The organism is Streptomyces sp. NPDC002536 (assembly GCF_053594995.1).
Window position 1 is genome coordinate 36,305 of the sequence record NZ_JBSFWU010000002.1, and the last position, 23,441, is coordinate 59,745.

At 70.6% G+C, this 23,441-nt stretch carries 27 protein-coding genes; 22 read left to right on the forward strand and 5 right to left on the reverse strand.

The window, feature by feature from the left end; all coding sequences use genetic code 11:
- Positions 1 to 57: 57 nt before the first annotated feature.
- A complete protein-coding gene (locus ACWD4B_RS00965; protein ID WP_451418731.1) occupies positions 58 to 1,206 on the reverse strand; it encodes a methyltransferase domain-containing protein in 1,149 nt (382 codons plus the stop codon).
- Between the two features lie 405 nt (positions 1,207 to 1,611).
- On the opposite strand from ACWD4B_RS00965, the gene ACWD4B_RS00970 reads away from it, so the two are divergent.
- Positions 1,612 to 2,673: an NAD-dependent epimerase/dehydratase family protein gene (locus ACWD4B_RS00970; RefSeq protein ID WP_451418732.1), complete on the forward strand. Its 1,062-nt coding sequence runs from the start codon at positions 1,612 to 1,614 to the stop codon at positions 2,671 to 2,673.
- Here the strand turns inward: ACWD4B_RS00970 and ACWD4B_RS00975 are convergent.
- A complete protein-coding gene (locus tag ACWD4B_RS00975; RefSeq protein WP_451418733.1) occupies positions 2,647 to 3,972 on the reverse strand; it encodes a hypothetical protein in 1,326 nt (441 codons plus the stop codon). The two genes, ACWD4B_RS00970 and ACWD4B_RS00975, sit on opposite strands and share 27 nt — an antisense overlap.
- 296 nt (positions 3,973 to 4,268) lie before the next feature.
- On the opposite strand from ACWD4B_RS00975, the gene ACWD4B_RS00980 reads away from it, so the two are divergent.
- From ACWD4B_RS00980 to ACWD4B_RS01010, 7 genes are all read left to right on the forward strand, one after another.
- Positions 4,269 to 4,745 carry an ATP-binding protein gene (locus ACWD4B_RS00980; protein ID WP_451418871.1) on the forward strand — a complete coding sequence of 159 codons (477 nt, stop codon included), beginning with the start codon at positions 4,269 to 4,271 and terminating at the stop codon, positions 4,743 to 4,745.
- The gene (locus ACWD4B_RS00985) at positions 4,742 to 5,515 is read left to right on the forward strand and encodes a TauD/TfdA family dioxygenase (RefSeq protein ID WP_451418734.1); all 774 of its coding nucleotides are present in this window, start codon (positions 4,742 to 4,744) and stop codon (positions 5,513 to 5,515) included. Before ACWD4B_RS00980 ends, ACWD4B_RS00985 begins: the two co-directional genes overlap by 4 nt.
- 116 nt (positions 5,516 to 5,631) lie before the next feature.
- Positions 5,632 to 5,796, forward strand: a complete 165-nt coding sequence (locus tag ACWD4B_RS00990; RefSeq protein ID WP_451418735.1) for a hypothetical protein — start codon at positions 5,632 to 5,634, stop codon at positions 5,794 to 5,796.
- Between the two features lie 147 nt (positions 5,797 to 5,943).
- Entirely contained in the window at positions 5,944 to 6,822 is an 879-nt protein-coding gene (locus ACWD4B_RS00995; RefSeq protein WP_451418736.1) for an SAM-dependent methyltransferase, read from the forward strand.
- A 14-nt stretch (positions 6,823 to 6,836) separates the two neighbouring features.
- Entirely contained in the window at positions 6,837 to 7,754 is a 918-nt protein-coding gene (locus ACWD4B_RS01000; RefSeq protein WP_451418737.1) for a glycosyltransferase family 2 protein, read from the forward strand.
- Positions 7,747 to 8,412: a DUF6624 domain-containing protein gene (locus tag ACWD4B_RS01005; RefSeq protein WP_451418738.1), complete on the forward strand. Its 666-nt coding sequence runs from the start codon at positions 7,747 to 7,749 to the stop codon at positions 8,410 to 8,412. The genes ACWD4B_RS01000 and ACWD4B_RS01005 overlap by 8 nt, the downstream gene beginning before the upstream one ends.
- Before the next feature lie 11 nt (positions 8,413 to 8,423).
- The gene (locus ACWD4B_RS01010; protein WP_451418739.1) at positions 8,424 to 9,404 is read left to right on the forward strand and encodes an endonuclease/exonuclease/phosphatase family protein; all 981 of its coding nucleotides are present in this window, start codon (positions 8,424 to 8,426) and stop codon (positions 9,402 to 9,404) included.
- Here ACWD4B_RS01010 and hemC read toward each other — a convergent pair.
- The gene (gene hemC, locus ACWD4B_RS01015; RefSeq protein ID WP_451418740.1) at positions 9,394 to 10,326 is read right to left on the reverse strand and encodes a hydroxymethylbilane synthase; all 933 of its coding nucleotides are present in this window, start codon (positions 10,324 to 10,326) and stop codon (positions 9,394 to 9,396) included. The two genes, ACWD4B_RS01010 and hemC, sit on opposite strands and share 11 nt — an antisense overlap.
- A gap of 105 nt (positions 10,327 to 10,431) precedes the next feature.
- Between hemC and ACWD4B_RS01020 the strand changes: the two genes are divergently transcribed.
- The 13 genes from ACWD4B_RS01020 to ACWD4B_RS01080 all read left to right on the forward strand — a co-directional run bounded on the left by ACWD4B_RS01020 (position 10,432) and on the right by ACWD4B_RS01080 (position 21,413).
- The gene (locus ACWD4B_RS01020) at positions 10,432 to 11,343 is read left to right on the forward strand and encodes a hydroxymethylbilane synthase (protein ID WP_451418741.1); all 912 of its coding nucleotides are present in this window, start codon (positions 10,432 to 10,434) and stop codon (positions 11,341 to 11,343) included.
- A gap of 60 nt (positions 11,344 to 11,403) precedes the next feature.
- Positions 11,404 to 12,000, forward strand: a complete 597-nt coding sequence (locus ACWD4B_RS01025) for a hypothetical protein (RefSeq protein WP_451418742.1) — start codon at positions 11,404 to 11,406, stop codon at positions 11,998 to 12,000.
- The gene (locus ACWD4B_RS01030) at positions 11,991 to 12,506 is read left to right on the forward strand and encodes a hypothetical protein (protein ID WP_451418743.1); all 516 of its coding nucleotides are present in this window, start codon (positions 11,991 to 11,993) and stop codon (positions 12,504 to 12,506) included. Before ACWD4B_RS01025 ends, ACWD4B_RS01030 begins: the two co-directional genes overlap by 10 nt.
- 398 nt (positions 12,507 to 12,904) lie before the next feature.
- Complete coding sequence (locus ACWD4B_RS01035; protein WP_451418744.1) at positions 12,905 to 13,369, forward strand: NUDIX domain-containing protein; 465 nt, start codon at positions 12,905 to 12,907, stop codon at positions 13,367 to 13,369.
- A complete protein-coding gene (locus ACWD4B_RS01040) occupies positions 13,366 to 15,423 on the forward strand; it encodes an ABC transporter ATP-binding protein (RefSeq protein WP_451418745.1) in 2,058 nt (685 codons plus the stop codon). The genes ACWD4B_RS01035 and ACWD4B_RS01040 overlap by 4 nt, the downstream gene beginning before the upstream one ends.
- A complete protein-coding gene (locus ACWD4B_RS01045) occupies positions 15,420 to 16,709 on the forward strand; it encodes an MFS transporter (RefSeq protein ID WP_451418746.1) in 1,290 nt (429 codons plus the stop codon). The genes ACWD4B_RS01040 and ACWD4B_RS01045 overlap by 4 nt, the downstream gene beginning before the upstream one ends.
- Positions 16,706 to 17,296 carry a class I SAM-dependent methyltransferase gene (locus ACWD4B_RS01050; RefSeq protein ID WP_451418747.1) on the forward strand — a complete coding sequence of 197 codons (591 nt, stop codon included), beginning with the start codon at positions 16,706 to 16,708 and terminating at the stop codon, positions 17,294 to 17,296. Before ACWD4B_RS01045 ends, ACWD4B_RS01050 begins: the two co-directional genes overlap by 4 nt.
- Positions 17,296 to 18,060, forward strand: coding sequence for a class I SAM-dependent methyltransferase (locus ACWD4B_RS01055; protein ID WP_451418748.1), 765 nt, complete (start codon positions 17,296 to 17,298; stop codon positions 18,058 to 18,060). Before ACWD4B_RS01050 ends, ACWD4B_RS01055 begins: the two co-directional genes overlap by 1 nt.
- 21 nt (positions 18,061 to 18,081) lie before the next feature.
- Positions 18,082 to 18,729 carry a M15 family metallopeptidase gene (locus ACWD4B_RS01060; protein ID WP_451418872.1) on the forward strand — a complete coding sequence of 216 codons (648 nt, stop codon included), beginning with the start codon at positions 18,082 to 18,084 and terminating at the stop codon, positions 18,727 to 18,729.
- 70 nt (positions 18,730 to 18,799) lie between these two features.
- On the forward strand, positions 18,800 to 19,429 hold the full coding sequence (locus ACWD4B_RS01065; protein ID WP_451418749.1) for a hypothetical protein: 630 nt from the start codon (positions 18,800 to 18,802) through the stop codon (positions 19,427 to 19,429).
- Positions 19,430 to 19,501: 72 nt separating this feature from the next.
- The gene (locus tag ACWD4B_RS01070; RefSeq protein ID WP_451418750.1) at positions 19,502 to 20,062 is read left to right on the forward strand and encodes an NUDIX domain-containing protein; all 561 of its coding nucleotides are present in this window, start codon (positions 19,502 to 19,504) and stop codon (positions 20,060 to 20,062) included.
- On the forward strand, positions 20,052 to 20,525 hold the full coding sequence (locus tag ACWD4B_RS01075) for an NUDIX domain-containing protein (RefSeq protein ID WP_451418751.1): 474 nt from the start codon (positions 20,052 to 20,054) through the stop codon (positions 20,523 to 20,525). The genes ACWD4B_RS01070 and ACWD4B_RS01075 overlap by 11 nt, the downstream gene beginning before the upstream one ends.
- Positions 20,526 to 20,627: 102 nt before the next feature.
- Complete coding sequence (locus ACWD4B_RS01080; protein ID WP_451418752.1) at positions 20,628 to 21,413, forward strand: class I SAM-dependent methyltransferase; 786 nt, start codon at positions 20,628 to 20,630, stop codon at positions 21,411 to 21,413.
- A gap of 9 nt (positions 21,414 to 21,422) precedes the next feature.
- Here the strand turns inward: ACWD4B_RS01080 and ACWD4B_RS01085 are convergent, their stop codons facing one another.
- Both ACWD4B_RS01085 and ACWD4B_RS01090 read right to left on the reverse strand, forming a co-directional pair.
- Positions 21,423 to 21,833, reverse strand: a complete 411-nt coding sequence (locus ACWD4B_RS01085) for an NUDIX hydrolase (RefSeq protein WP_451418753.1) — start codon at positions 21,831 to 21,833, stop codon at positions 21,423 to 21,425.
- Positions 21,830 to 22,483 (reverse strand): NUDIX domain-containing protein, encoded by a 654-nt coding sequence (locus ACWD4B_RS01090; protein ID WP_451418754.1) that lies wholly within the window; start codon positions 22,481 to 22,483, stop codon positions 21,830 to 21,832. The genes ACWD4B_RS01085 and ACWD4B_RS01090 overlap by 4 nt, the downstream gene beginning before the upstream one ends.
- 442 nt (positions 22,484 to 22,925) lie before the next feature.
- Here ACWD4B_RS01090 and ACWD4B_RS01095 point away from each other — a divergent pair, with 442 nt between their 5' ends.
- Entirely contained in the window at positions 22,926 to 23,429 is a 504-nt protein-coding gene (locus tag ACWD4B_RS01095; RefSeq protein ID WP_451418755.1) for a nucleoside-diphosphate kinase, read from the forward strand.
- Positions 23,430 to 23,441 lie beyond the last annotated feature (12 nt).

Here is a 23,441-nt window from a genome sequence, read left to right on the forward strand (position 1 = left end):
CCGGTCTCCCTCCCCTCGGGAGAGCGACCGGGGTCTGCCACACCCTGGGCAGAAACTTCACGACTGGAGCCGGACGGTCGGCGGGACCGTACCGATGATGTTGTCCTCACCGTCCAGCCACACGTGCTGTCCGTCGCGGTTCACCGTGAGCCCGGCGCGGTCGCGGTCGGGACAGCCGAGGGCCTCCCATTTCCGGTAGCCGACTTCGACCTCGTCCCACAGCCGCCGAGGACCGTACTGCTCGACGGTGAAGGTGTCGTGTCCGGGGACGTAGTCCACCGAGGCCCAGGACTTCCGGTCATCGGCAAGCACCCACAACGTGGCTTCGTCGCTGCCGTCGTTGGCCTCGGCCAGCAGGGACCACGCGTCCCGGAGGCCGAGGCCGATGAAGAACTTCGCCTCGTACTCGGCCGCCAGATCGCGGGGCGAGAGCGTGGTGGTGCTGCGGTCGGCTTCGTCCTGGTGGTGAAGGAAGTCGCCGAGGTACCCGCGGTCAGGGCGGTTCGTCCGCGAGCGCATGAAGGCCGGGTAGCCGCTGAACCTGCCCTCGGCGACGCCGTCCCGGACGTCGAGGACGGCGAACGAGTACGAGTGGTAGCTGCCTCCCCACGGTGCGACGATCCGCCCGGTCGGGGTCTGCTCGACCCAGGCGTAGGGAATCTCGGGGACGGTGAACGTCGCGAGCCATCGGTCGTACGGTGCGCCGTCCGGGTATCCCTTCTCGGCGTCGCCGCACACGACGTGCGGGCTGTACCCGGCCGATTCCAGATTCTTGACGGCCTGCTCGACGATCTCGGGGTCAACGTCGATGCCGAAGACGTTGTCGGAGCCGAGCCGATGGGACAGCCAGGCGAGGTTGTATCCCGTGCCGGCCCCGGCGTCCATGACGCGGTGCCCCTCGCGAACGTCCAGGAGCTGAAGCATCTCCAGCATGAGCGAGGGCATGGAGGACGAAGACGTCGGCAGCCTGTACGCGTCGTCACCCAGGTCCTTGCCGTCATTGACCTGGGTGACGAGCGGCAGGTCGCCGTAGACCACCGTCAGCCACCACTCAGGACGTTCACCGCGTGTCAGAGGCCGGTCGTCGACCTCGATGGCCTCGGGAACGAAGAGCTTGCGGTCGACCGAGGCCACGGCATCCTTCCACTCCGGGAGAACCGCACCCTTGTTGGTCAGGATCTCCAGGAGCCGTTCCGGTGAGCTCAACGCCGCCTCACTTCTTCTTTTTCGGAGGGTCGGTCACCGGCCCGTTCCACTGGCCGTCCTTCTCCTTGTTGGACTGCTTCTTGTCGCCTTCCTCGCCGCCCTTGCCATCACCATGCGTACCCACGCGCAACGCCTCCTCGTACAGGTCCGGAGCAGTGACGGAAGCACCGTAGTGCCGGCCCAGGCGTTTGCAGCCGATGTTTGCTCACAATGGCCGGGGGGGCGACGGCGGCGAAGGATGGTGCGGCGCTCCGGTTCGTCGCCGCAGGTCTTCCTGTGGCACTCGTGGTCACGGCCCGCCAACGGCAGCGCATTTCGGCCACGGGGCGATCAATCCAGGTGGTGGGAGGGGTTCGATCGTGGTTTCGGTGGCGGCGGCGCGCCTGCTGCGGGCAGGATCGCCGCATGCGGATTCTCGTCATGGGCGGAACATGGTTCCTGGGTCGGTCGGTTGCGCAGGAGGCGCTGGAGCTCGGTTGGCAGGTGACGACCTTCAACCGGGGGCGCTCAGGTGCGGATGTGCCGGCCGTCGAGGTGATCCGCGGGGACCGTACGAGTCCGGTGGACCTGGCACGGCTGGCCGCTGCGGGGCCGTGGGACGCGGTGATCGACACCTCATCCGCTGCCCTGGCTCCGCGCGATGTTCTCGCGGGAGCGACCGCGCTGGAGGGCGTGGCGGGTCGATATGTGTATGTGTCGACGGTGAACGCGTACCGGGGCTGGCCCAGCGATCCGCTGACCGAGGACTCCGAGCTGCTGGACGGGCCGCCGGACGCGGACGAGGCGTACGGCCGGCTGCCGGAGGGGTGGGACGGGCCGGACTGGTACTACGGACGGCAGAAGGCCGGTGCCGAGCGAGCGGCCCTCGCGGCGTTCGGCGGCGAGCGGGTGGCCATTCTGCGGCCGGGCGTGATCTTGGGCCCCGGCGAGTACGTGGGTCGTCTTCCGTGGTGGCTGCGCCGGGCCGAGCGCGGGGGCATCATCGTCGCGCCGGGTTCCCCGGACCGGAGTATCCAGCCCGTGGACGTGCGGGACGTGGCCCGGTTCGCGCTCGCCCAGGCGACAGCAACGGCGGGTGGGGCGTACAACGTGGTCGCACCGGTCGGCCGGGAGACGATGGGCGGCCTCCTTCAGTCGTGCCTGAAGGTGACCGGCGATCGGGGACGTCTGGAGTGGGTGCCCGACGATCTGCTGGTTGAGCACGGTGTCGAGCAGTGGACGGAGCTGCCCCTGTGGCGCACGCACGCCGGGGTGTGGAACATCGACTCGACGCAGGCACAGGCGGCCGGTCTGGTGTGCCGGCCGCTGGCCGAGACGGTCGAGGCGACGTGGGCGTGGCTGCACCGGGGCGGGATCCCGGTTCAGCATCCCCGGTGGGACGAGCACGGCATCGCGCCGGAGAAGGAGTCGAAGATCCTGGCCGCGCTCGCTGAGCGGCCGTCAGCTGTCGATCGCGAGGTGGGCTGACCCGCTCAGTGTCCTGGCTACGGCCACTGCGGTGAACTCCTCGATCCGTTCGCCCAGGGTGCGGGCTTCGGTGGCCGTGCGGAAGGCTTCCTGCGTGAGCTGGGCGCGGGCGTCGCTGAGGCGTTTGACGATGCCCAGGCCGCGCCATTCGTTGGGCACGCCGAAGACGGGGTCCAACGCCTCGTCGGCACCGGCGAGTTCGCCGCGCAGCAGGCGGGCGCGGGCGAGGTCGATGGACGCCTGGGAGGAGACCAGCACGGAGCGGGTGCTGGCGTGCTCGTTCAGCAGGCGCAGTGAGCGGGTGGCGGCGTCCTCGGCGCGGGTGGAGTCGCGCAGGAGCAGGTAGGTGGTGGCGGTGCTCATGGCGAGCCGTTCGGCGGGGAAGCCGAATTCGCCGCCGACGTCGTCGTGGAGTTCGTCGCGACCGTCGCCGTGAGGGGCCAGCGACTTGCCTACGGCCGCTTCGGCTTTGGGGTGGTCGCCGAGGTGCGCGTAGGCGCGGGCTTCGATGGCCGCGAGGCGTGTGGTGGCGGTGACGCCCAGGCCGCTGAATTGCTGGGCCTGGTGGACCAGGCGTACGGCGTCCGCCGGCCGGTCGTCCCAGAATGCGAGGCAGGCCAGCATGCCGTGGGCGTACGCCTGGAGCGGGCCGTGCTCGATGGTCTGCCCGTACAGGGCGGAGGTTCGTGCGAGCTGCACGGCCGGGGGGAAGGCCCCCAGGTCGAAGCAGGCGGACGACATGATGGCCGCGGACTGGCCGGCGGCCTTGTACAGGAGGTCGCGTTGACGGGTCCGCTGGGTGCGGTCTAGCAGGTTCTGGGCGACGAGGAGCAGGGCTTTGGCCTGGCGGTGCACGTCGAGGGGTGAGGTGCTGGAGTAGGCCCGCGCGAGGGCGGTGATGTCGTCGTTCAGCTGGTCAAGGGTTATGTCCGGCACCACCAGAGAAGCGGCGTCCGAGGCGTGCGCGGCGGCATCCCGAGCAGTCATGGCGAGTTCGCTTTCGTCGAGCAAAGGCACAGGGGCAGGCGGAGGCACCTGGTCGGCGGGGCCGAACAGCACATGGGCCGGGTAGCCGTACATGTGCTCCAGGATGATCGGCGCCGGATACTGCGGCAGGGAGCGCAGCTGGCCACTCGTCCATCGGCGGAAGGTGAGCTCAGTGAGCGTCGCCTTGGCGATCGAAGGGTCCGACCGCAGGACGGCGACCTCCTTGGCGCCTTCGTGGTAGTCGTCGCGGAACACCTTGAAGGTCTGCTTGTTCGCGGCGACCAGGACGCGCAGCAGTATCTCCTTGGCCATGACGCTCCTCCCGCAGCCCGGCCTGTTCGTCGAGCCACCGAACGCTGGCCTCCGTTACTGGCCAATGTGCCCTAACTGCCTTGCTGGCCAACGCATTTTCACGAGGTGATACCCAGGTGATACCCCGGGCCTCGAATGAGGGTCGAGGTGATACCCGCCGCGATATGGCGGTGAACGGCGCTGCGGGGGGACTCTGACCACTCGCCTTGGCGCCCCCGAAGATCACCCTCTCTATGGCGCAGGTGAGCCCTGTCTCAAAACCCCTGGCAGCATCGGACCAGCAGAGCGAGATGATCATGGGAACCGCAGGCAGACCAACCACCTTGGAGGCTGTCTCCCCCTTGGAGCGGCCGCGCCTTCCCGTCCGGCATCAAGTCGCGTTCGCGGTCGCGCCGCACAAGCATTCCGTCGGGAAGGCACGCCGAATGCTCCGCGCCACCCTCATCGAGTGGGGAGCCGAGGCCGAGGAGGGGGTCCCCGCCGCCGAACTCGTGGCCAGCGAACTTCTCACCAACGCGCTTCAGCACGCGCCCCGTAGCGAATTGGCGCTGACCGCAGCCGAGGGTGGCGGTTCCCTGATCATCGAGGTCGAGGACAGCGGGAACCCGAAGTCCGTACCCACCGTGCAACAGATGGTGAGCGAGGATGCCGAATCCGGCCGTGGCATGACGATCGTCGAGGCCGTGGCTGAGAGCTGGTCCTGGCGCCCCTTGCCCGACGGAGGCCGAGCCACCTGGGCCGTCCTCCCCTGGCTCAACGAGGTGTCACGATGACCACTTCTCCCACCATCGCCTCCTTAAGCGGGCTGTTCGCCCAGTACGAGGTCGACATCCGGCAGCCGCGGGTCGTCGATCTGATCGCCGCCCGGATGCGGCACACGGGCCTGGTGGCCGTCAGCGGGCTCACGTCGCCGGAAGCCGTGGCCAAGTTCGCGGACCGGGTGATGCTCCGGGGCGTGTACCCGGGCAAGGGCCCGTTGGGCCTGCACGAGGTCTGGGACACCGGCGGGCACGCGCACCTCGTTGGGCACGCCGAGCTGACGCGCGCGGCGGTCGACGTCCACACCTGCCGTGCTGATCTCGTCCACCCGCCCCGGCTCGTCCTGATGGCCTGCCTCCATCCGGGGCACGAGGGCGGGGAGACCGTACTGGTCGACGGGAAGGTTCTCTTCGGCGACCTGTGCCGACGCCGTCCCGACACCACCGACGCGTTCCTGCACGAGCGAGCGGCCACCTTCGGCCCCACCGTATCGGCCCCCGTCTTCGAAAACCTCGGGCGCCGCCGATACACGCTCCGGCTGCGCCAGGACGGGGTGGTGCGCTGGAGCGCAGCCACCCAGCCGTACCTGCCGGTACTGCGCACCGCCTTGCAGCGGCACCAGCAGGTCCTCGCCCTCGGGTACGGCCAGGGGCTCCTGGTCGACAACACCCGTTGGGCAACAGGCCGGAGGGCGTTCGCCGGCCCCCGGGTGTTCCTGCGGGCCGAGGGCACTGCCCGGTTCCGTATGGCCGCGGGCTTCGTCTCGGGGGCGGTGCCGAAGTGACCGGGACGGAGCACGACACCGGGCCTTTCCGGTACGCGGACCATCCGGCACAGAACTTGATGCCCGCCCCGCCGACCATGTTTTCCCCGCAGCCCCGCCCGGTTCAGCGGCCGCCCATGGGCGAGACCCCCGCCGTGCGGCCGAGGCGGCACGCGCGGGCCCGGCACCGCCGGCAGCGCGACCCCGGGCCCGGGCGGCTTCTCCGGAAACGGAACGCCGTGCTGCTCGTGGTGGTGCCCGCCGCCTGCGCGGTTCCGCTGATTCCGCCGCTCGTGCGCTAGATCCTCCACGCCCACACCGGGCGGCGAGTCCACTTCGCTGCCCGTCTCCACCGCCGGAAGACCCAAGTCCCGCCCGCCGGGCGCGGGGCCCGAACCACCGGCGCGGCTTCTCTCTCCCTTGCCCGGCCTGATCCGGAGAACACCACCGTGACTGATCACCTGACCGCCACACCGCCCGGCGCTTCCGCGCTCGAGGACTGCCCCGCCTTGGAGGCGGGGCGGTGGGAGCTGCCGCCCTCGCCGAGCCTGGTCCTCGACGGCGACTACTTCGACAGGCCGCGCCCTGCCCGCGTCCACAACTTCCTGCTGCGCGGGCACGACCACTCCTCCAGCGACCGGGAGATGGCCGCCGTGCTGCTGGCCGCGGACCCGCAGGCCCGGCTGGCGGCGCGGATCGCCCACCGGCACCGCGAGCTGGCCGTGACCTATCTGGCCGTCGAGCGCCGTATCCGGCAGGTGCTCGTCGTCGGCTGCGGCTACCCGCTCCGGCCGTACATGCACCAGGTCATCGGCCGGTACGGCACGGCCCGGGTCGTGTACGCGGACTCGGACCCTGTGGCGCTCGCCCGCGCCCGCTCCGTCATGAACGCCACCCCGCCGGCCCACACCGGGTTCATGCTCGCGGACCTGGCCCAGCCCGCCACCCTGTCCGGCGTCCAGGCCCGCGAGGTCCTGGACTTCACCCGGCCGGTCGCGGTGCTGCTGCATCACGTCCTGCACCTGATGCCGGACCCCTACGACCTGGTCGACGAGCTCAAGAACATGCTGGCCAGCGGCAGCGCCCTGTCCATCACGCACCCCACTGGCGATCTCCACCCCCGTCACGTGGCCGCCGCCGAAGCGGCCACGGCGGCCGGAATGCCCACGTACCTGCGCACCCGGGACGAGGTGGAGGCGTTCGGCGCGGGATGGCGCCTGGCCAAGAACGGCGTGCAGCCGACGGCGCGCTGGGGCCGCGACAGCAGGACCGCCCCGGGCGGTGGCGCGTCCTCCGCCGCCTACGCCGTCCTCGCCATCAAGCCGTGAACGAGGAGATGACCGTGCCTCCGTTGGTCAGTGTCGTGGTCGCCGTGCGGGACAACGCCTCCCGCCTGCCGCGCCTTCTCATGGCCCTGCTGAAGCAGGACTACCTGGGGACGATCGAGCTGATCGCGGTCGACACCTGTACGGAGCCGACGCTGGAGCTGTCCGGTTTAGCCGCCTCGCGACTGCCGGTCTACGTGCTGCGCGAGCCGGATGCCGGGCTCTCTCGGGCCCGCAACACCGGCATCCGCGTGGCCACCGGGGAAGTCGTCCTGATCACCGACCCGGCCGCCCGGCCGGACCCGGGGTGGGTGCGCGCGATGGTCGCCGCGCTGACGTACGGGGGTGCGGATCTGGTGTGCGGCCAGGTGTCGGTGGCCGTCACCGACCCGCCGGGGCCTCGGCTGCCGAAGGCTGTGCTCGATCTGGTCGGCTCGGCGCGATGGCCGACGGTGCCCGGCGAGCTGGAACGGCCGTGGGAGGTCTCGGGCTGCAACCTCGGGTTCCGCAACGGCGTCGCCCCTCTCCAGTTCGACGACGAGCACACCGGTGCTGACCGGGGTCACCGTCGGTGTGGGGCGGCGGCGTTCGCCACCCGGCTGTGGGCGGCGGGCCGCTTCGTACAGGCCGTGCCGGACGCGGTCGTTCACCTCGACGTCGCGCCCGCCGACCTCACCTGGCGGGCGGTGTGCGCGCGGGCCTGGTGGCAGGGCGCGGTGCTCGCGCGGCTCGCCTACGAAGTGCCCGAAGCCCGCGTTCCCGGCCGTCCGTGCCGGCTGCCGGACGGTGACGCGGTGCGCTGGTTGTTCACGCGCGGCGGGCGCCTGGCGGGGGCGGCGTGCCTGGCCAGCAGCGCGGGCCGCCAGATCGAGCGCCTTCGCCTGAAGACGGCGCCCCGCCCGATGCGCCGGACGGCGGTGGCCGCCCGTGGCTGACCCCAAGTCCGACGCGCGCCTCGGTCCTCCCCGGCCCCGCGCGGCCGCCGACGACGGAGCCGCCCTCGTACCCCCTCGTTCATGGCCCTGCCCGCGCCTCGACGTGCTGTCGACGCTGTTCCGCCTCCACAGCGAAGGACTCGCCGCCCGCGCGTTCACCGGCCCCGTTCCCACAGGCGACAAGATGCAGGAGATGCTGCGCTGGGAGCAGCGCAGTACACGGGAGCTCCGCCAGTACTTCGACGCCCACGGCTGGCCCGGGGTGCGCCTGGTGGGCGAGGTCGGTGCCGAGGCGGCGTGGTGGGTCGCGATGATGTGCGACCGGCATACCCCGTTCCAGCGTGACGCGCTCGGTCTTCTGCACGAGGCCGTCGAAGCCGGTGACGCCCCGGCCCGGCACACGGCCTATCTCGGCGACCGGCTGTCGATGCACGACGGCGAGCTGCAGACCCACGGCACCCAGTGGGTGCTGCACGACGACGGCTCGATCAGCCTCTACCCGGTCGCCGACCCGTCCGCCTTGGCCGAGCGGCGCCGTGCGGTCGGCCTGCCGGAGGCCGGCACGGACAGCGACGTGCGGCTGCTCTCCCTCACCCGGCGGCCCCGCCTCGAACCCCCGCCCCATGTACGCCCCACCTGTGAAGGACATTTGACGTGAATGCTCCTGTTGTGAATTTACGGCCCACGCCGTCTACCGCCCCTGAAGGAACGGCGGGCGGAGGAACGACGAACGACAGCCTGGAGGCCCAGTTGCTCACGGACGCCTGCGGCGCCCTGCCGCAGGCCGTGCCCCGGCTCGATGACGGCGTTCACCTGGTGACGTTCAACATCCGCACCGGCGGCATCGACGGCGAGGGCGACGAGAGCCGCCGGAAGGCCCAGATCGAGTTCCTGTCGGCTCTGGCGCCCGACGTGCTCGCGTTGCAGGAGCTGCGCGGCTGGGAGCAGGGCGACTGGCGGCGCCTGTGGGAGCTGGCGAACGCCGTCGGGATGGTGCCGTTGCCGCCGGTGCTGTCGCGCAGTGGTCGCGGGAACCATCTGGCGCTGCTGGTGCGGCCGGAGACCGTCCGTGTGCAGGGCCACGACGCCGACGCCGACCGCGGGAGCTTCTACCACGGACTGGGCCGGGTCCGGCTGCTGCTGCGCGACGAGCTGGAGATCACCGCGCTGTTCACCCACCTGTGCTTCCTCGGCGGTGACGAACGCCTGGCCGAGGCCCGGTGGCTGACCGGCTACGGCGACACCTACGAGGGCGAGGCGCAGCGCGTGGTGCTGCTGGGTGACCTGAACACCATCGGGCTCCAGGACGCGGAGCCGGACTGGGGCCGGATTCCGGCGAACCTGCGCTCGCGGCACTGCCAGCTCACGCCGAGCGGGAAGTCCGGGGTCACCGACCGGCGCGCGATCCAGCTGCTGCACGAAGCGGGCTGGCGTGACCCGTTCGAGCTGCACGGCCGGGAGCCGCACCGCACCGCGGGCTACTGGTCCGAGGTCGAACTGCTGGATCACCGCTCGGACTTCGTGCTGATCAACCAGCACCTCACCGGGCACGTCGCCGGGGCCGTCGTGCACGACACGCCCCTGACGCGAAGGCTGTCGGACCACCTTCCGGTCGAGGTCCGCCTGAGCACGCGGCCGGTCAGCCGGTGACCGCGCGGGCCGCCTCCAGCAGGGGCCCCGCCCCGTGGCGCAGGAGGTCTTCGGCAACGGCACGCCCCAGGGCCTCCGGGGCGGTGGCCGGGCCGCTGGCGGTGACGGCGACCTCGCGCGTGCCGTCCAGCGCGGTGACGCGGGCCGTCAGGGACAGGCTGCCGTCGCTGCGGATGCGGGCGTACGCGCCGACCGGCAGGTCGCAGCCGGAGCGCAGGGCGGTGAGCAGGGCCCGCTCCGCGCGCACCTGGGCGTCGGCCTCCGGGTCGCCGAGGTCGGCGAGGAGGTCGCGGAGCATCACGTCGTCCTCGCGGATCTGGATGCCGAGCGCGCCCTGGGCGGGCGAGGGCGTGAAGGGGTCGACGGGCAGCAGTTCGCTGATGTCCTCGGCGCGGCCCAGGCGGCGCAGGCCGGCGGCGGCCAGGACCACGGCATCGAGCCCGCCCGCCCTGGCCTTGGCCAGACGCGGGGGGACGTTGCCGCGGATGGGAACCAGGCGCAGGTCGGGCCGGGCCGCGAGGAGCTGGGCGATGCGGCGCGGCGCGCTCGTGCCCACCCGGGCGCCCTTCGGAAGGGCGTCGAGGGTGCTGCCGCACAGGGCGTCGCGCGCGTCCTTGCGGCCAGGCGGTGGCAGCAGCACCAAGCCCGGCGTGGGGGTGGCGGGCAGGTCCTTGAACGAGTGCACGACCAAGTCCACGCGCTTGTCGAGCAGGGCGGCTTCCTGGGCGCCTGCGAACGCGGCGCCGTTCGCTGCGCGGGAGACCTCGACCAAGGCGGTGCGCCGATCCTTGTCGGCGCTCTCGGCCACCACCCGGTGCCGGAAGTCGATGTGGGGGAAGCGGCGGCGCAGCGGCGCCAGGTACTCGGCGACTTGGGCGCGCGCCAGGTGGCTCGCCCGGGACCCGACCGTGACCACGGTCATGACCATCAACTCCTCGCGCCAACGGCATGGTTGGGCGCATCGTAGCTGCCCCAGAACACACCGCTTTCCGACGCTTTGTCGGCCTTGAACGTCTGGAGATCACGCGTGCGTAAGCGCAAGCACATTCGTATCGGGGTGCACGATGCGCCCCTGGCCTTGGCCAAGGCCGAGCAGGCCAGGGCCAGCCTGGAGAAACTGCGGCCGCCCGTCGAGGTCAGCGTCATCCCCATGCCCGGTCCTGCCCACGTCTCCGGGACGAGCACGTCCCCCAGCCCTGTCGAACAGGCGCTCTTAGACGGTCGCTGCGATGTCGCGGTGCGGCACGTGAAGGACATCCCGGCCGTCCCCCTGGTCCGCCCGGGGACCGTGGTCGCCGCCTACCCGCAGCGCGGCGATGTCCGCGACGCTCTCGTGCATCCCGGCGGGCTGCCCCTCGACCGGCTCGCCCGGGGCACGACCATCGGCACGACCTCGGTACGGCGCGCCGCGTACCTGGCCCGCAGCCACCCGCACCTGAAAGTGATGCCGGTCCTGGGGACCGTCGACCAGCGCCTGAAGGCCCTGGAGGCCGGCGAGGTCGGCGCCCTGGTCGTCGCTTCCCACGCCCTGGACCTGCTCGGCCAGCAGTACCGGGCCAGTGACTGGCTTCCCGTGGAGCGCCTGTGCCCGCCCCTGGGGGCTGCCGCGACCGCCCTCCAATGCCGCAACGACGACGAAGGCACCGTCGCGGTCGTCGGACGGCTCGACGACACGCGCACCCGGCGGGAGATCGACGCCGAACGCATGCTGCGGTGCGTCCTGCTCGCCGGCGGGCACGCGCCAGCGGCCGGATTCTGCATCACCCTGCCGGATGGTCAGCTGTCCCTGCGCGGCGTCCTCTTCCAGCCGGATGGCGGCCGGTTCGTCGTCTCCCACCAGCGCGGTACCGATCCGATGGACCTCGGCACGGCCGTGGGCTTCGACCTGCTCTCCAGCAGGGGCCACCACCTCATCGCCGCCAGCGCGGCCCAGCAGTAACGACCGACCCGCGCGCCCCCTTTCTGCCCCTGTAGACCCACCCGTACGAGAGAGCCCATCGTGTCCACGCACACTATTTCGCCCCGCGCCGACGGCACCGAGGCCGTCGACGACATTTTCGCGCCCCTCCAAGGCCAGGTGGCCGACGCCGAGTTGAGGGAGCTGCGCAGCTGCCCGATACTCAACCCCCTCCAGCGCACCGTGCTCACCCTGATCTCCCTCGGGCACACCCACCGCGGCACGGCGACGCTCCTGGGCGGACGACTGCACGCCGTGACACAAGCCCTGAACTACGCCGACCAGAAACTGAAGTCGGGCGGGCGCACGCCCGCTCTGCTGCACGCCGCCTACCGGCACCCCGACTACCCTCTGCCGCTGCCACGCGGCACGGAGCCGGAAGAACAACCCCTGGTCCTTGACGAGATCGAGCGCGCGGTGCTCGACGCGTACGCCACCGGCGTCACCCTGCGACGGCTGGCCGAGTCCCGCCGCTGGCCGACTCATCACCTGACGCCGGTCAACAGGAACCTGCTCGGCAAGCTCGCAGCGCGCAATGCGGCCCACGGCGTCCGGCGCGCCTGGGAGCTCAGGATCTACACACGCGAGAACTCCCCGGCCACCCCGGAGGCCGCGGCCAGGAAGACGCCGTGGGGCTGATGGTCAACTTCCTCAACCCCTACACGGACCACAAGGAGCAGCGGGAGGTAGCCCGGTTCCGGGGCGATCCTGTGAGGTCGATACCCGGGATGATCCACGCCCGGTGCGGGGTGGAGTGGGACGCGGTCAGGGTCCCGCCCTGGCTCGGCGAACGGACGCTGAAGACGCTCGGGTCCAGCATCGGCCCGGTCCTGGCCAGCGGGTACGCCGGCCAGTGGACGTTCCTGATCGACTGCGGGTGGGCCGACCGGTGGGACCTGCGGGGACGGGGCGCCCGGCTGCTGCGCCGGAACACCGTGATCGAGCTTCCGCTGACCGCCACGTGCACACAGACCCGCGATGTGCGGTGGGTCGTGCCGCCCGGAGGCTGGACCGACCCCGACAAGCTCTACCGCGCTCTCGGTGGAGAAGTAGACCCTCCGCCCGCGCGGCGGCCGGCCCCGCCCCCGAGGAAGCGGCCTCCAGCGAAGAAGTCCACTGCAAGGAAGGCGGGTTCCGCGTCGTGAGGGGCGTCACCCGGTCGTCTGCAAAGCGGCCGCCACCCAGACCCCGTCGACACCTGAATCAGGGTGGCGGCCGGTCGTTTCCGGCAGCAACGCAAGACCCGGATCGGGTGAGCTGCCACGCCCGAGTGAATCGCACACAGCCCCGCGGGCCGCCCGCCCAGCGATCACGGGCCGATTGACGACTACTCGAATTCCTGAACGACGAAACGCCCCCGATAAGCCGTGACCACACCCGTCCGGGGGCCGTTTTTCCGATCACTCGTCCGACCCGCTCGTCAACGAGGAGGCGTAGTGCATCACCACCAGGGCCAATTCACAAATGCTACGGGGGTGCGTTTGCGATTCGAACACGGCCAGAAGCCTGGCCGCCGCGCTGGAACGGCCACGGGGAGGCAGGCGTGACACAAGTGCCGCGCTACCGGCTCGTGGTCGACGTGATGGTGCTGATGGTCCGCGATGACGGGCGGGTCCTGCTCCTCCGCCGGGCGGGCACGGTGTACGCCTCCGGGCTGCTGTGCCCGCCTGGCGGACACCTGGAGGAAGACGAGACCGTCACCGCCGGCGCCCTGCGCGAGGTCGCCGAGGAGGTCGGGGTCGCGATCGCACCCCGCGATCTTCAGTTCTGCCACCTCATCCACCACCGCAGCCCCGAAGGTGAAGGGCGGCTCGGTGTGGTCTTCACCGCGCAGCAGTGGACGGGAACGCCGTCGATCCGCGAACCGGAGAAGTCCTCCGCGCTGGTGTGGGCGGATCCCGTGCGGCCGCCGGCGGACTGCGTGCCGTACACCGCCGCCGTCCTGAAGCAGTTCTGCGGCGGGGATCTGCTGTCCGAGCACGGCTGGCCGACGGGAGGGGCAGCGTGAAAGCGACGAAACGGCAGCGGGCGACTACCGAGCCGGGCGAGGAAGCCGAGGGGTCACCGTCGGAGCAACTGCTGTTCGGCGGGCCGCTGGTCTACGCGGCGAAGTGGGCGAACTACCGCAACGCCTACTTCGAGATGTCGCTGTGGGCCATGGCCCTGCGCCTCCCTCGGCTGGTGGCCTTCACCACGCGGCTGGCATGGCGGGCTGACCGCCGTGCCCTGTGGACGACCGGCGTCGGGACGCTCGCCCGCGGGATCAGCCAGGCCATCAGCCTGATCGCGGTCAACGCGATCCTGGCCGCCGTGCTCGCCACCGGGGAGATCGGGCACCGCGTGCAGTCCGCGATCCCCGCCATGATCGGCGCGGCCGCCACCGGCATCCTCGGCGCCCTGGCCAACGCCGCGGCCACCTCGGGCTCGGGGCGGCTGGAGCCGAAGGTCGAGCGGGTCGCCACCGAGATGTACCTGACGCACGTGATCAAGGTGGAGCTCGCGGCCGTCGAGGACGCCGCCTTCCAGCGGCTGATGGACTCCGCGCAGTACGGCGCCCAGGCATCCCGCCGCATGGTCAGCGCCTGCACCGGAGTGGTCGGCTCCCTGATCTCCTTCGTCTCCGCCGCCGGGGTTCTCACCGTCCTCCACCCCGCGCTGCTGCCCCTGCTGCTGCTCATGACCGTGCCCCGCTCCTGGGCCTCCCTGCAGAACTCCCGCGCGAAATACAGCTCCTACCTGCGGTGGATGGAACACTCGCGGGCCGGACGGCTGCTGAGCCAGACCCTGGTGCGCACCGGCCCGGCGCCGGAGATCCGCGTGCACGGTGTCGGCCCGTTCATCCTGGAGCACTTCCGGCAGATGTCGCAGGCCTCCGAGACCGAGCAGGCCCGCCTCGCGGCCGACGCCGCGCGGGTCCGGCTGATCGCCGCCGCGCTCACCGGCCTCGCCGCGCTCCTGACCTACGCGGCACTCGCCGGGCTGCTCGTCACCGGGGTGATGGCCCTGTCGGTGGCGGGCACCGCCGTCCTGGCCGTTCGCACCGGCGGGCAGAGCCTGTCCACGCTCGTCCTCCAGGTCAACAACCTCTACGAGGAAGCCTGTTACGTCCAGGACCTGGAGCGGCTGTTCGTCGACGCGGAGAAGTGGGCGATCCCCAAGGGCGGCCGGCCGGTCCCCCGCGGGCTGTCGCTGATCCGCTTCGACAACGTCACCTTCACCTACCCGACCGACAACGACGACGAGCCGGAGCAGGGGCCGGAGGGAGCGGCGGAGGACGAGCCGGAGGTGGAGCGGCCCGCGCTGAAGGGGGTGAGCCTGGACATCCCGGTCGGGAAGATCATCGCGCTCGTGGGTGAGAACGGCTCGGGCAAGACCACCGTCTCCAAGCTGCTGGCCGGGCTCTACCAGCCGGACAGCGGGCGCATCCTGTGGGACGGCGTCCCGGCCGGCGAACTCGACCGGGCACAGCTCTTCGCCCAGTTCGCCGTCGTGGGCCAGGACTTCCACAGATGGCCGTTCACCTGCCGGATGAACGTCGCGATCGGCCGTCCCGACCGCCCCACGGACCAGTCGGCGCTGGAGAGCGCGGCCGTCTACGCGGGAGCGGACTCGGTGGTGGAAGAACTGCCCCGCGGCTGGGACACACTGCTGAACAAGGGCTACCGGGGCGGGCACCAGATCTCCGGCGGACAGTGGCAGAAGCTGGGCATCGCCCGCGCCCGCTACCGCGACGCCGAGATCCTCATCGTCGACGAACCCACCTCCGCCCTCGACGCGAAGGCGGAGCAGGACGTCTTCGAGCAGATCCACCGGCTCGCCGACACCGGTCAGACGGTCGTGCTGATCACCCACCGCCTCGCCTCCGTCCGCTACGCCGACCTCATCCACGTCCTGGAGAAGGGCGAGCTGCGCGAGTCCGGAACCTTCGAGGAGCTGCTGTCCCCGAAGGCGGCCGGGGTGTTCCGCGAGCTGTACGAGATGCAGGCCCGCCAGTACCAGGACGCCCCCGTGCCGGGACCGCGTCGGTCAGCCGACGTGGAAGAAGGGAGCAACGCCCAGTGAGTACGGCCCCGGCGGGGCGGAGTCTGTGGCGGCATGGGGACTTCGTGCGGTACTGGTCGGCGTGCGCGGTCGACGTCGCGGGCAGCGGCGTCACGGGGGTCGCGCTGCCGCTGATCGCGGTGGTCTCCCTGCACGCCACGGTGTGGCAGGTGTCGCTCCTCTCGTTCGCCGAGCGGTTGCCTCCGTTGCTGGTGGCTCTTCCCGCCGGGGCGCTCGCCGACCGGCACCGCAAACGCCCCTTGATGATCGGCGCGGTCCTCGTGTGCGCCGCCGCGTTCACCGCCGTCCCGCTCGCGGACGCCTTCGGTCACCTGTCGCTGGAGCTGCTGTACGCGGTGGCGCTGGTGACCTCCGCAGCCAGCCTCGTCGGGTCCACCCCGCGGATCAGCTACTTGCCGTCCCTGCTGCCCGGCGAGCGCCTGCTGGAGGCGAACGCGAAGATCGGCGTGGTCTCCTCCCTGGCCGACAGCGCCGGAGCCCAGCTCGGCGGCGCCATCGTCACCGCCCTCGGGGCTGCCCGCGCTGTCTGGTGTGACGTCGGCTCCTACCTTGCCTGCGCGCTCCTCCTCGGCAGCATCCGCACCCCCGAACCGGCGCCCGACCCGTCCGAGCGGAAGGGTTCAATGCGTACCGAGATCGCGGACGGCGTGAAGTACGTGTGGGGGCATCCGACAATCCGGCCGCTGCTGCTGACCGGCACCGTCTACACCGGCGTATTCGCCGTCGTCACCACCCTGTGGGACGTGTACCTGCTGCGCGAACTCGGCTACACCGCCGCCACCTTGGGCACGCTGCTCAGCGCGGCGGCCCTCGGCGGAGTCGCCGGTGCCCTCGCCGTCCGCTGGCTCGTGGACCGGTACGGACCCGCCCGCGTCATGCTCACCGCCCTGGCCATCACCCCGTTCACCGAAGTGCCGCTACTGCTCGCCGCGCCCGGGCGGACCGGGCAGGTCGTCATCGCCGCGGGGCTGTTCGTCCAGCTGGCGTGCGCCACCGCGCAGGGCTCTACCCAGCGCAGCATCCGCCAGGCCGTATGCGCTCCCGGCATGCAGGGCCGCATGCTCGCCACCGGCCAATGGATCACCTACGGCACGCGTCCGCTCGCCGCGCTCCTCGCCGGGGCGGCCGGCACGTGGCTCGGCCTGTGGACCACCCTCGCCCTGGGCACCGCCGCGCTCGCCATCCCGTTCCTGGTGCTCCTCGCCTCCTCGATCCGCACCATGCACCACATTCCCAGCCCAGCCTCTGCCCCTCGGCCGCCTCATCCTGAAGGAGAACCGGCGTGACCATCGACAACCCGGCCGACTACTGGGGAGAGCTGTGGACGGCGGGCCGCCGGTACAGCCCGCTCACCGAGCCCGAGACCGCGCTCCTCGACCAGCATGCCGGCCCGGGCCGAGGACGCCTCGCGCTCGATATCGGATGCGGCGACGGCGTACTGGCCCGCCATCTCGCCGAACTCGGTTACCAGGTCACCGGTCTGGACTGCACCCCGGCCGCCCCCGCCCTCGCCGAGCCGAACGACGGTCCCGTGCAGTACCGCTGCGTGGACATCGAAGCCCCGCAGCCGCTGCCCCTTCCGCAGCGGGCTTTCGCCCTGGTCACCGCACGGCTCGTCTTCGCGTTCATCAAGGACAAACCGGCCTTCCTCGACCGCGTGCGCAGCCTCCTGGACTTCGGCGGCGTCTTCTGGGTGGTCACGCCCATGGCCGAACGGCTTCCTCCCGACCGGGCCTCGACCGGAATCACCAGCGCGGAGGAGGAGTTGCTGACTCGTCTGTGGGCCCATGCCCGCTCCATCGACGTGGGCAGCCTGCGCTGCTACGCCCTGCGGGCCTGGGGTGACGTCAGTATCGAGAAGAGGGGTTGTTGATGAACGACACGGCCGCCGACCGCCAGGTGTGGACGGACTTCGGGCGCTTCCACCTCGACCGCGGAAGCAACCCGCCCGAACCCGAGCGTATCGACTGGGGGTTCTACGGCGACGGGCCCGGCGACGAAGTCCTCGGCGACCTCGCCGGCCGCCGGGTCCTCGACATCGGCAGCGGCACCGGCCGCTACGCCGTGCACCTGGCCCGCTCGTACGGTGCGGTGATCGACGCGGTCGACGGCTCGCCCACCCAGCACCAGCGGGCGCTCGGCCGCTACGGCGAGCACGGAGAGGCGGGCGTGCGCTTCGTCCTGGCCGACGCCCTCGAGCACCTTCGCCAAGAGGGTGACCCGTACGACGTCGTGTACGCGATGCACTCCCTCGGCTTCATCGACCCGCACCAGCTCCTCCCGGCTCTCGCGCCCCGTGTCCGTCCCGGCGGACGACTGGTCTTCTCCGTCCTGCACACCAACCGGGACGGTCTCGGCCCGTCCACGACGGTCAGCCCGCGCGACGAGGGCGTGCGCCTGGCCAACGAGGGCATGCTGACCACCCCGATGTGGGTCCTGACCCCCGCCCTGTGGGAGGACCTGCTCGTCGAGTCGGGGTTCCTCGTCAAGACCATCGACCTTCTGCCGTCGCCGAAGGACGACGACCCGGTTGTCTGCCAGCTGATCACCGCGCACCGTCGGCAACAGACCGTTCCTCGGGCCCGGGTAGCCAGCCAGCCGCCCAGTACGGCGCCGTGCCCCTTCCCCACCCCATAAGGAGACCGTGTGACTGACCCGATGTCCGAGATCATTCTGATGTGCGATCCGAAGGTCGCGGCGATACCCGTGCGCGAGTGCGGCGAGCGGCTGGTCGACGCGCGCGGCAGCGGACTGCTGGTCGACGAAAGCCGACAGGACGCGGCCGGGCACTTCGCTCACGTCCGCAAAAACGTCCTCGAACGGCTCCTGTCCGCGCAAGCCGCGCTGCCTGATGGACTGCGGCTGCTGCTGGTCGAGGGCTACCGGCCGCCGCAGCTCCAGGAGCAGTACTTCGCCGAGTACGCCGAGCAACTGAGGGCGCAGAACCCGCAATGGACGGCCGAGCAGGTCCACTCTGCGGCCAGCCGCTACGTATCGCCGCCCGAGGTCGCCCCGCACCCCGCCGGGGCAGCCGTCGACATCACCCTCGCCGACTCCAGCGGGACGGAGCTGGACCTGGGGACACGAACGAACTCCACGCCGGAGGAAAGCATGGGCGCCTGCTACATGGACGCCACCAACGTCAGCTCCCTGCACCGAGCACGCCGCCAGGTTCTCGCGACCGCCATGTCCAGCGCGGGGTTCGTGAACTACCCGACCGAGTGGTGGCACTGGTCGCACCGTGACCGCTACTGGGCGCTCATCACGGGCGCGTCGGCCGCGGCCTACGGGCCGGTCACCCCGTGAAGGCGCACCGGAACCCGAAGCACCTGCATCTTCACGTCATCCACGAGGCACGAGCGTAAAGGGGGAAGCCATGACCGTGATCGTCGGCCTGGTCCACGAAGAGCGGGTCCACCTCGGCGGGGACTCCGCCGGAGTCTCCTGGAACAGCTTGTCCATCGCGATCCGCAAGGACTCGAAGGTGTTCCGCAACGGCCCCTATGCCATGGGCTTCACCACCAGCTTCCGCATGGGCCAGTTGCTGCACCACGCCTTCAAGGCGCCCAGGCCCAAGGACGACCTTGAGCGGTTCATGGCCACGAAGTTCGTGGACAAGGTGCGCACGTGCCTCAAGGACGGCGGCTGGGCACGTAAGGACTCCGAGCAGGAGTGGGCCGGCACGTTTCTCGTCGGCGTCTATGGACGCCTGTTCGTCATCGGGGGCGACTATCAGGTGGGCGAGCCAGCCGACGGATACGCGGCTGTGGGCTGCGGCAGCGACTTGGCCCTCGGTGCCCTTCACGCCACGGCCCCGGTCGGCATGGGCCCGCGTGAACGGCTGGATGCCGCTCTGGCCGCCGCTACTCATCACAGCGCGGGTGTCTGCGGGCCGTACAACTACGCCACCGCACCTTGTGTGAGTGAACTGCTCCAAATCGAAGCAGCCCAGTACACGACTGCGAAGGTGCCCGCCCCGAGGGAAGAGGAGCCCGCGGATGCGTGATACAGCCGTGTGGGTCTCCCACGGCCGACCGCTCCCGCGCACCGGACCTGTCTCCAGCACACCGTTGACACCGTGACGGAGGCAGCCGGGCTGCTGCACTTCGTCCTCATGCAGGGAGGGATCACGTTGGCGAATCCATGGATTCCGCCGGAGCAGTACGTGAAGAGGCTGCCGATGCACGCGAGCTTCGGCTGCATGTTCTTCACCGACACCGAGGGCAGGGTGCTGCAATTGCGGTCGAGCCAGCCCGAGCACGGGCAGTTGTGGCAGTGGCCGGGCGGCAACACCGACGAGGTGAACGAGGCACCGTTCGAGACCGCGGTCAGGGAGTGCCGGGAGGAGACCGGGATCGTCTTCACCGGTCGTCCGAAGGTCCTCGCGGTGTTCTGGCAGCCGGTAGGCAAGTGGCCCGTGGCCAAGCTCGGTTTCGCGTTCGACGGCGGCCAGCTCACGGCCGACGGCATCGACCGCATCCAGCTCGACCCGGATGAGCACAATGAGTTCGCGGTGAAGTCGCTGGACGAGTGGGCGAAGGTCTTGGACACCCGGGCCTGGGAACGGCTCGTGGCCGTCCACCACGCACAGCGAACCGGCACGGCGGCGTACGTGGAGTTGAGGCCCGATGTCGTCTGATGACCGCTTCCTCGTGGGCGCTGGCATGTTCGTCCAACGAGAGGACGGCCGGGTCCTGCTCGTCCATCACGCCAAGACCGGGCACTGGGTGATCCCCGGCGGTAAGGCGGAGCCCGGCGAGACGCCCCTGCAGTGCGCGGTGCGCGAGGCCCGCGAGGAGACCGGGCTCAGCGGCCGGCCGGGGCGGCTGCTGGCCGTCCAGCACCTCACCGCGGACCGGTACTGGGGCAGCAAGTACATCGCCGACGCGTACGAGCTGTTCGTCTTCGCCCTCCACGTGGCCCCCGGCCAGTACGTCGGCATCCGGGTGCCGGACGGGGAACTGCTGGGCTGGGACTGGTTCACCCCCGACGACGGCGTGACGCTCATGGACCCGACCAACGCGGCACTCTTCACGGCCACGGTCAAGGCCGCGGCCAGCGGGACCTGCGCCTACCTGGAGGACCTCCAGGCGCTGGAGTGACCACAGAACAAGCACGCCTATTCGAAGCGGTACGTGCTGTCCGTCCGTACGAGACGGACAGCACGCACCCGCCGGCCAGCTATCCCTGAAATCGAGTGAGAGATGACCGAGGCATTACACGACCACACGAACTTCTCTGCGATGCCGCTGCTCCCCCGTCTGGTGGGCGACGTACCTGATCCGCGGCCTGCCGCCGCCCGGCTGGCCGACCTGGCCGGCGACGGGGCCGCCCTGGAACTCGGCGTGGGCGAAGGGAGGATAGCCTTCGCCCTGGCCGACTGGGGCGTACCGGTATTCGGCATCGACGCCTCCCCCGAGAAGATCGCCCGCCTCGCCGAACGGCAGGCCAAAAACCCTGAGACGCGTTTGTCCGTCACTGCCCGCCCCGCGGACGTGGCCCGCTTCGACCTGGGCACCCGCTATCCCCTGGTCTATGCCGCCGCCGGCGTCGTCTTTGAGCTTGAGCACCAGGACGACCAGGTCGACTGCTTTCGTAGCGCCGCCCGGCACCTGACTGCGCAGGGGGCCTTCGTCGTCGAGGCACCCGTCCCGCACACCTGGGGCCTCCCCCCTGGGCGGCCCCAGGTGGTCGTCAGCGATCTCGGCGATCAGCATCTGGCCTGGTCTGCCTTGGTGCATGAACCAGTCGGGCAGACGATCCGCACTCAGGAAGTGCGCATCGGGCCGGACGGCTATCGGGCCCGGCCCGGCCGTCTGCGATATGCCCACCCCGGTGAACTCGACTTGATGGCGCAACTGGCCGGACTGCGCCTCGAAGAACGCTGGGCGGACTGGGAGGGGTCGGCGTTCACCGCGTCGAGCGCCCATCATGTGTCCGTGTACCGGCCGCTGCCGGAAGCCGACGCCGGTGGAGGATCACCGGCGTGAGCGGCAGGGTCATTCGTTCAGTGCGGCATCGAGGTACACCTGGACCGGGCCGAAGAGGCCGTAGGGGACGTACGCGGGGATATCGGCCAGCCGGGCCCAGGTCAGGGCGGAGAGTTCGTCGGTGTCGGCGACGTGTGCTTCTCCGGAGACGAGGGTGCAGGCGACGTAGGCCATGCGTCGTCCGGTCTTCGGGTGGGTGCGCTCGCCGAGGAGCGCGGTGGGCTTCACGGTCACGCCGGTCTCTTCGAGTGCTTCGCGTGCTGCCGCTTCCTCAGGGGACTCGCCGTCCTCGACTTCGCCCGCGGGGAACTGCCAGAGCAGTTCGCCTTCCTTCACTCTGCGCTGCACCATCAGGACGCCGCCGTCGTGCACCACGATCGCGGCGGCGATGGCGGGCTGCTCGGATGCCGGCTGGGTCATTGGTCCTCCAGGACTGCCAGGATCGGGGGATAGATCGTGTCGGCCGGTATGAAGCGGGTCAACGAGGTTTTCGGCACCCAGCTGACGTCCACGTTCTCCACGGCGTCGCGGTTCGTCGCTTTCCCGGCCTGGTAGTCGCACAGGAAGTACAGGCAGTGCACGCCGGTGACGGGGTGGAGGCGTTCACCGAGGTCCTCACGGACCGCGCAGTGAACGCCGGTCTCGTTGAGGGTCTCGCTGACGGTCGCGGTCTCCGGCCGTGTTCCCGGTTTGATCACTCCCGCCGGGAACTGCCAGGCGATGCCGACGGCGTCGTCACCGCGGCGGCGGACCAGCAGGACCTCCTCGCCCCGGACGACTACGGCGATGGCGACCCGCAGGGGTTCGCCCGGCCCCGCGGCAGGGGCCTGGGTGCCGGCTTCCAGAACGAGCAGGGAGAACCGCTGACGGGTTTCGGGGGACGCCTGCTTGAAGGCGACGTCCAGGAGCTGCTGCGTCTCGGTCTGGGGAACGAGGTGAGGGTTGGTGTGCCAGGTGGCGACCGTGCGGGTGGCGACGCCCAGGTGGTCGGCGAACTGCTCGTTGGTCATGCGCGATGCGGTCTGGAGCGCGCAGGCGAACGCTCCGGTCCAGATACCGACCACCCTCATGGGACCCCCGGCCCGTCGCTGTCAATGAAGTGCAAGGGCACTGCACTGGGCTGCCGCCCCGGTGCACTGTGCCTTCCTTGCCGTACTCAGCAGCTCCCGGTTGACTCGTCGTCCAAGCGCCGAAGCAGCTGCCCTCTCCGGCTGCCGTCCGGCGTGCAGCGTTCGACTGGTCAACCGATTGGAGGACGAGCATCCCGGCGGATCACGTCCGCCGGCCCCGATTCTACGACCAGACACCCCTCCGTAGTGGGCCTCAACCTGCCGCAAGATCAACCAGGGTCGCGTGCCATTTGCCATAACTCGCATGCTGATCATGTGACTTATGTGCAGCGCGGTGTGAACCATCGGATCATGCCCAAGGTTTCGACGCCGGTAACCTCTGATCTCGGTGCGCCGGGTGCTCATCTCCTCCCCGGCGTGCGAGACGAAAGGGAAGCCATCCATGACGCAGGATCAGACCGTCGAGCGCACGCTCGTGCTCCTCAAGCCCGACGCTCTCGTACGAGGGTTCGCCGGGAAGATCATCGCCCGGTTCGAGGACGCGGCGCTGAAGATCGTCGGCGTCAAGATGAAGCAGATGGACGCGGAGTTCACCCGGCGCCACTACTTCGATCTGGAGGAGCGGCTGGGGTCGGAGGTCTACAACTTCACCGCGGCCTTCATGCAGCAGGGTCCGGTGATCGCGCTCGTGCTCGAAGGGTTCGACGCGATCGCCACGGTGCGCAAGATTGTCGGCAGCACGTACCCGAACGAGGCCCCGGCCGGCACCATCCGGGGCGACTTCTCGCACTACAGCAAGGGCGCGAGTGTGGCGTCGGGCAAGGCCGTGGCGAACCTCGTGCACGCGTCCGGCAACGCCGATGAGGCCAAGCAGGAGGTGGAGCTGTGGTTCGACGAGAAGGAGTTGCACGAGTACCGCACGCTCGCCGAGATCTTCACCTACTGACCTTCGGCGCCG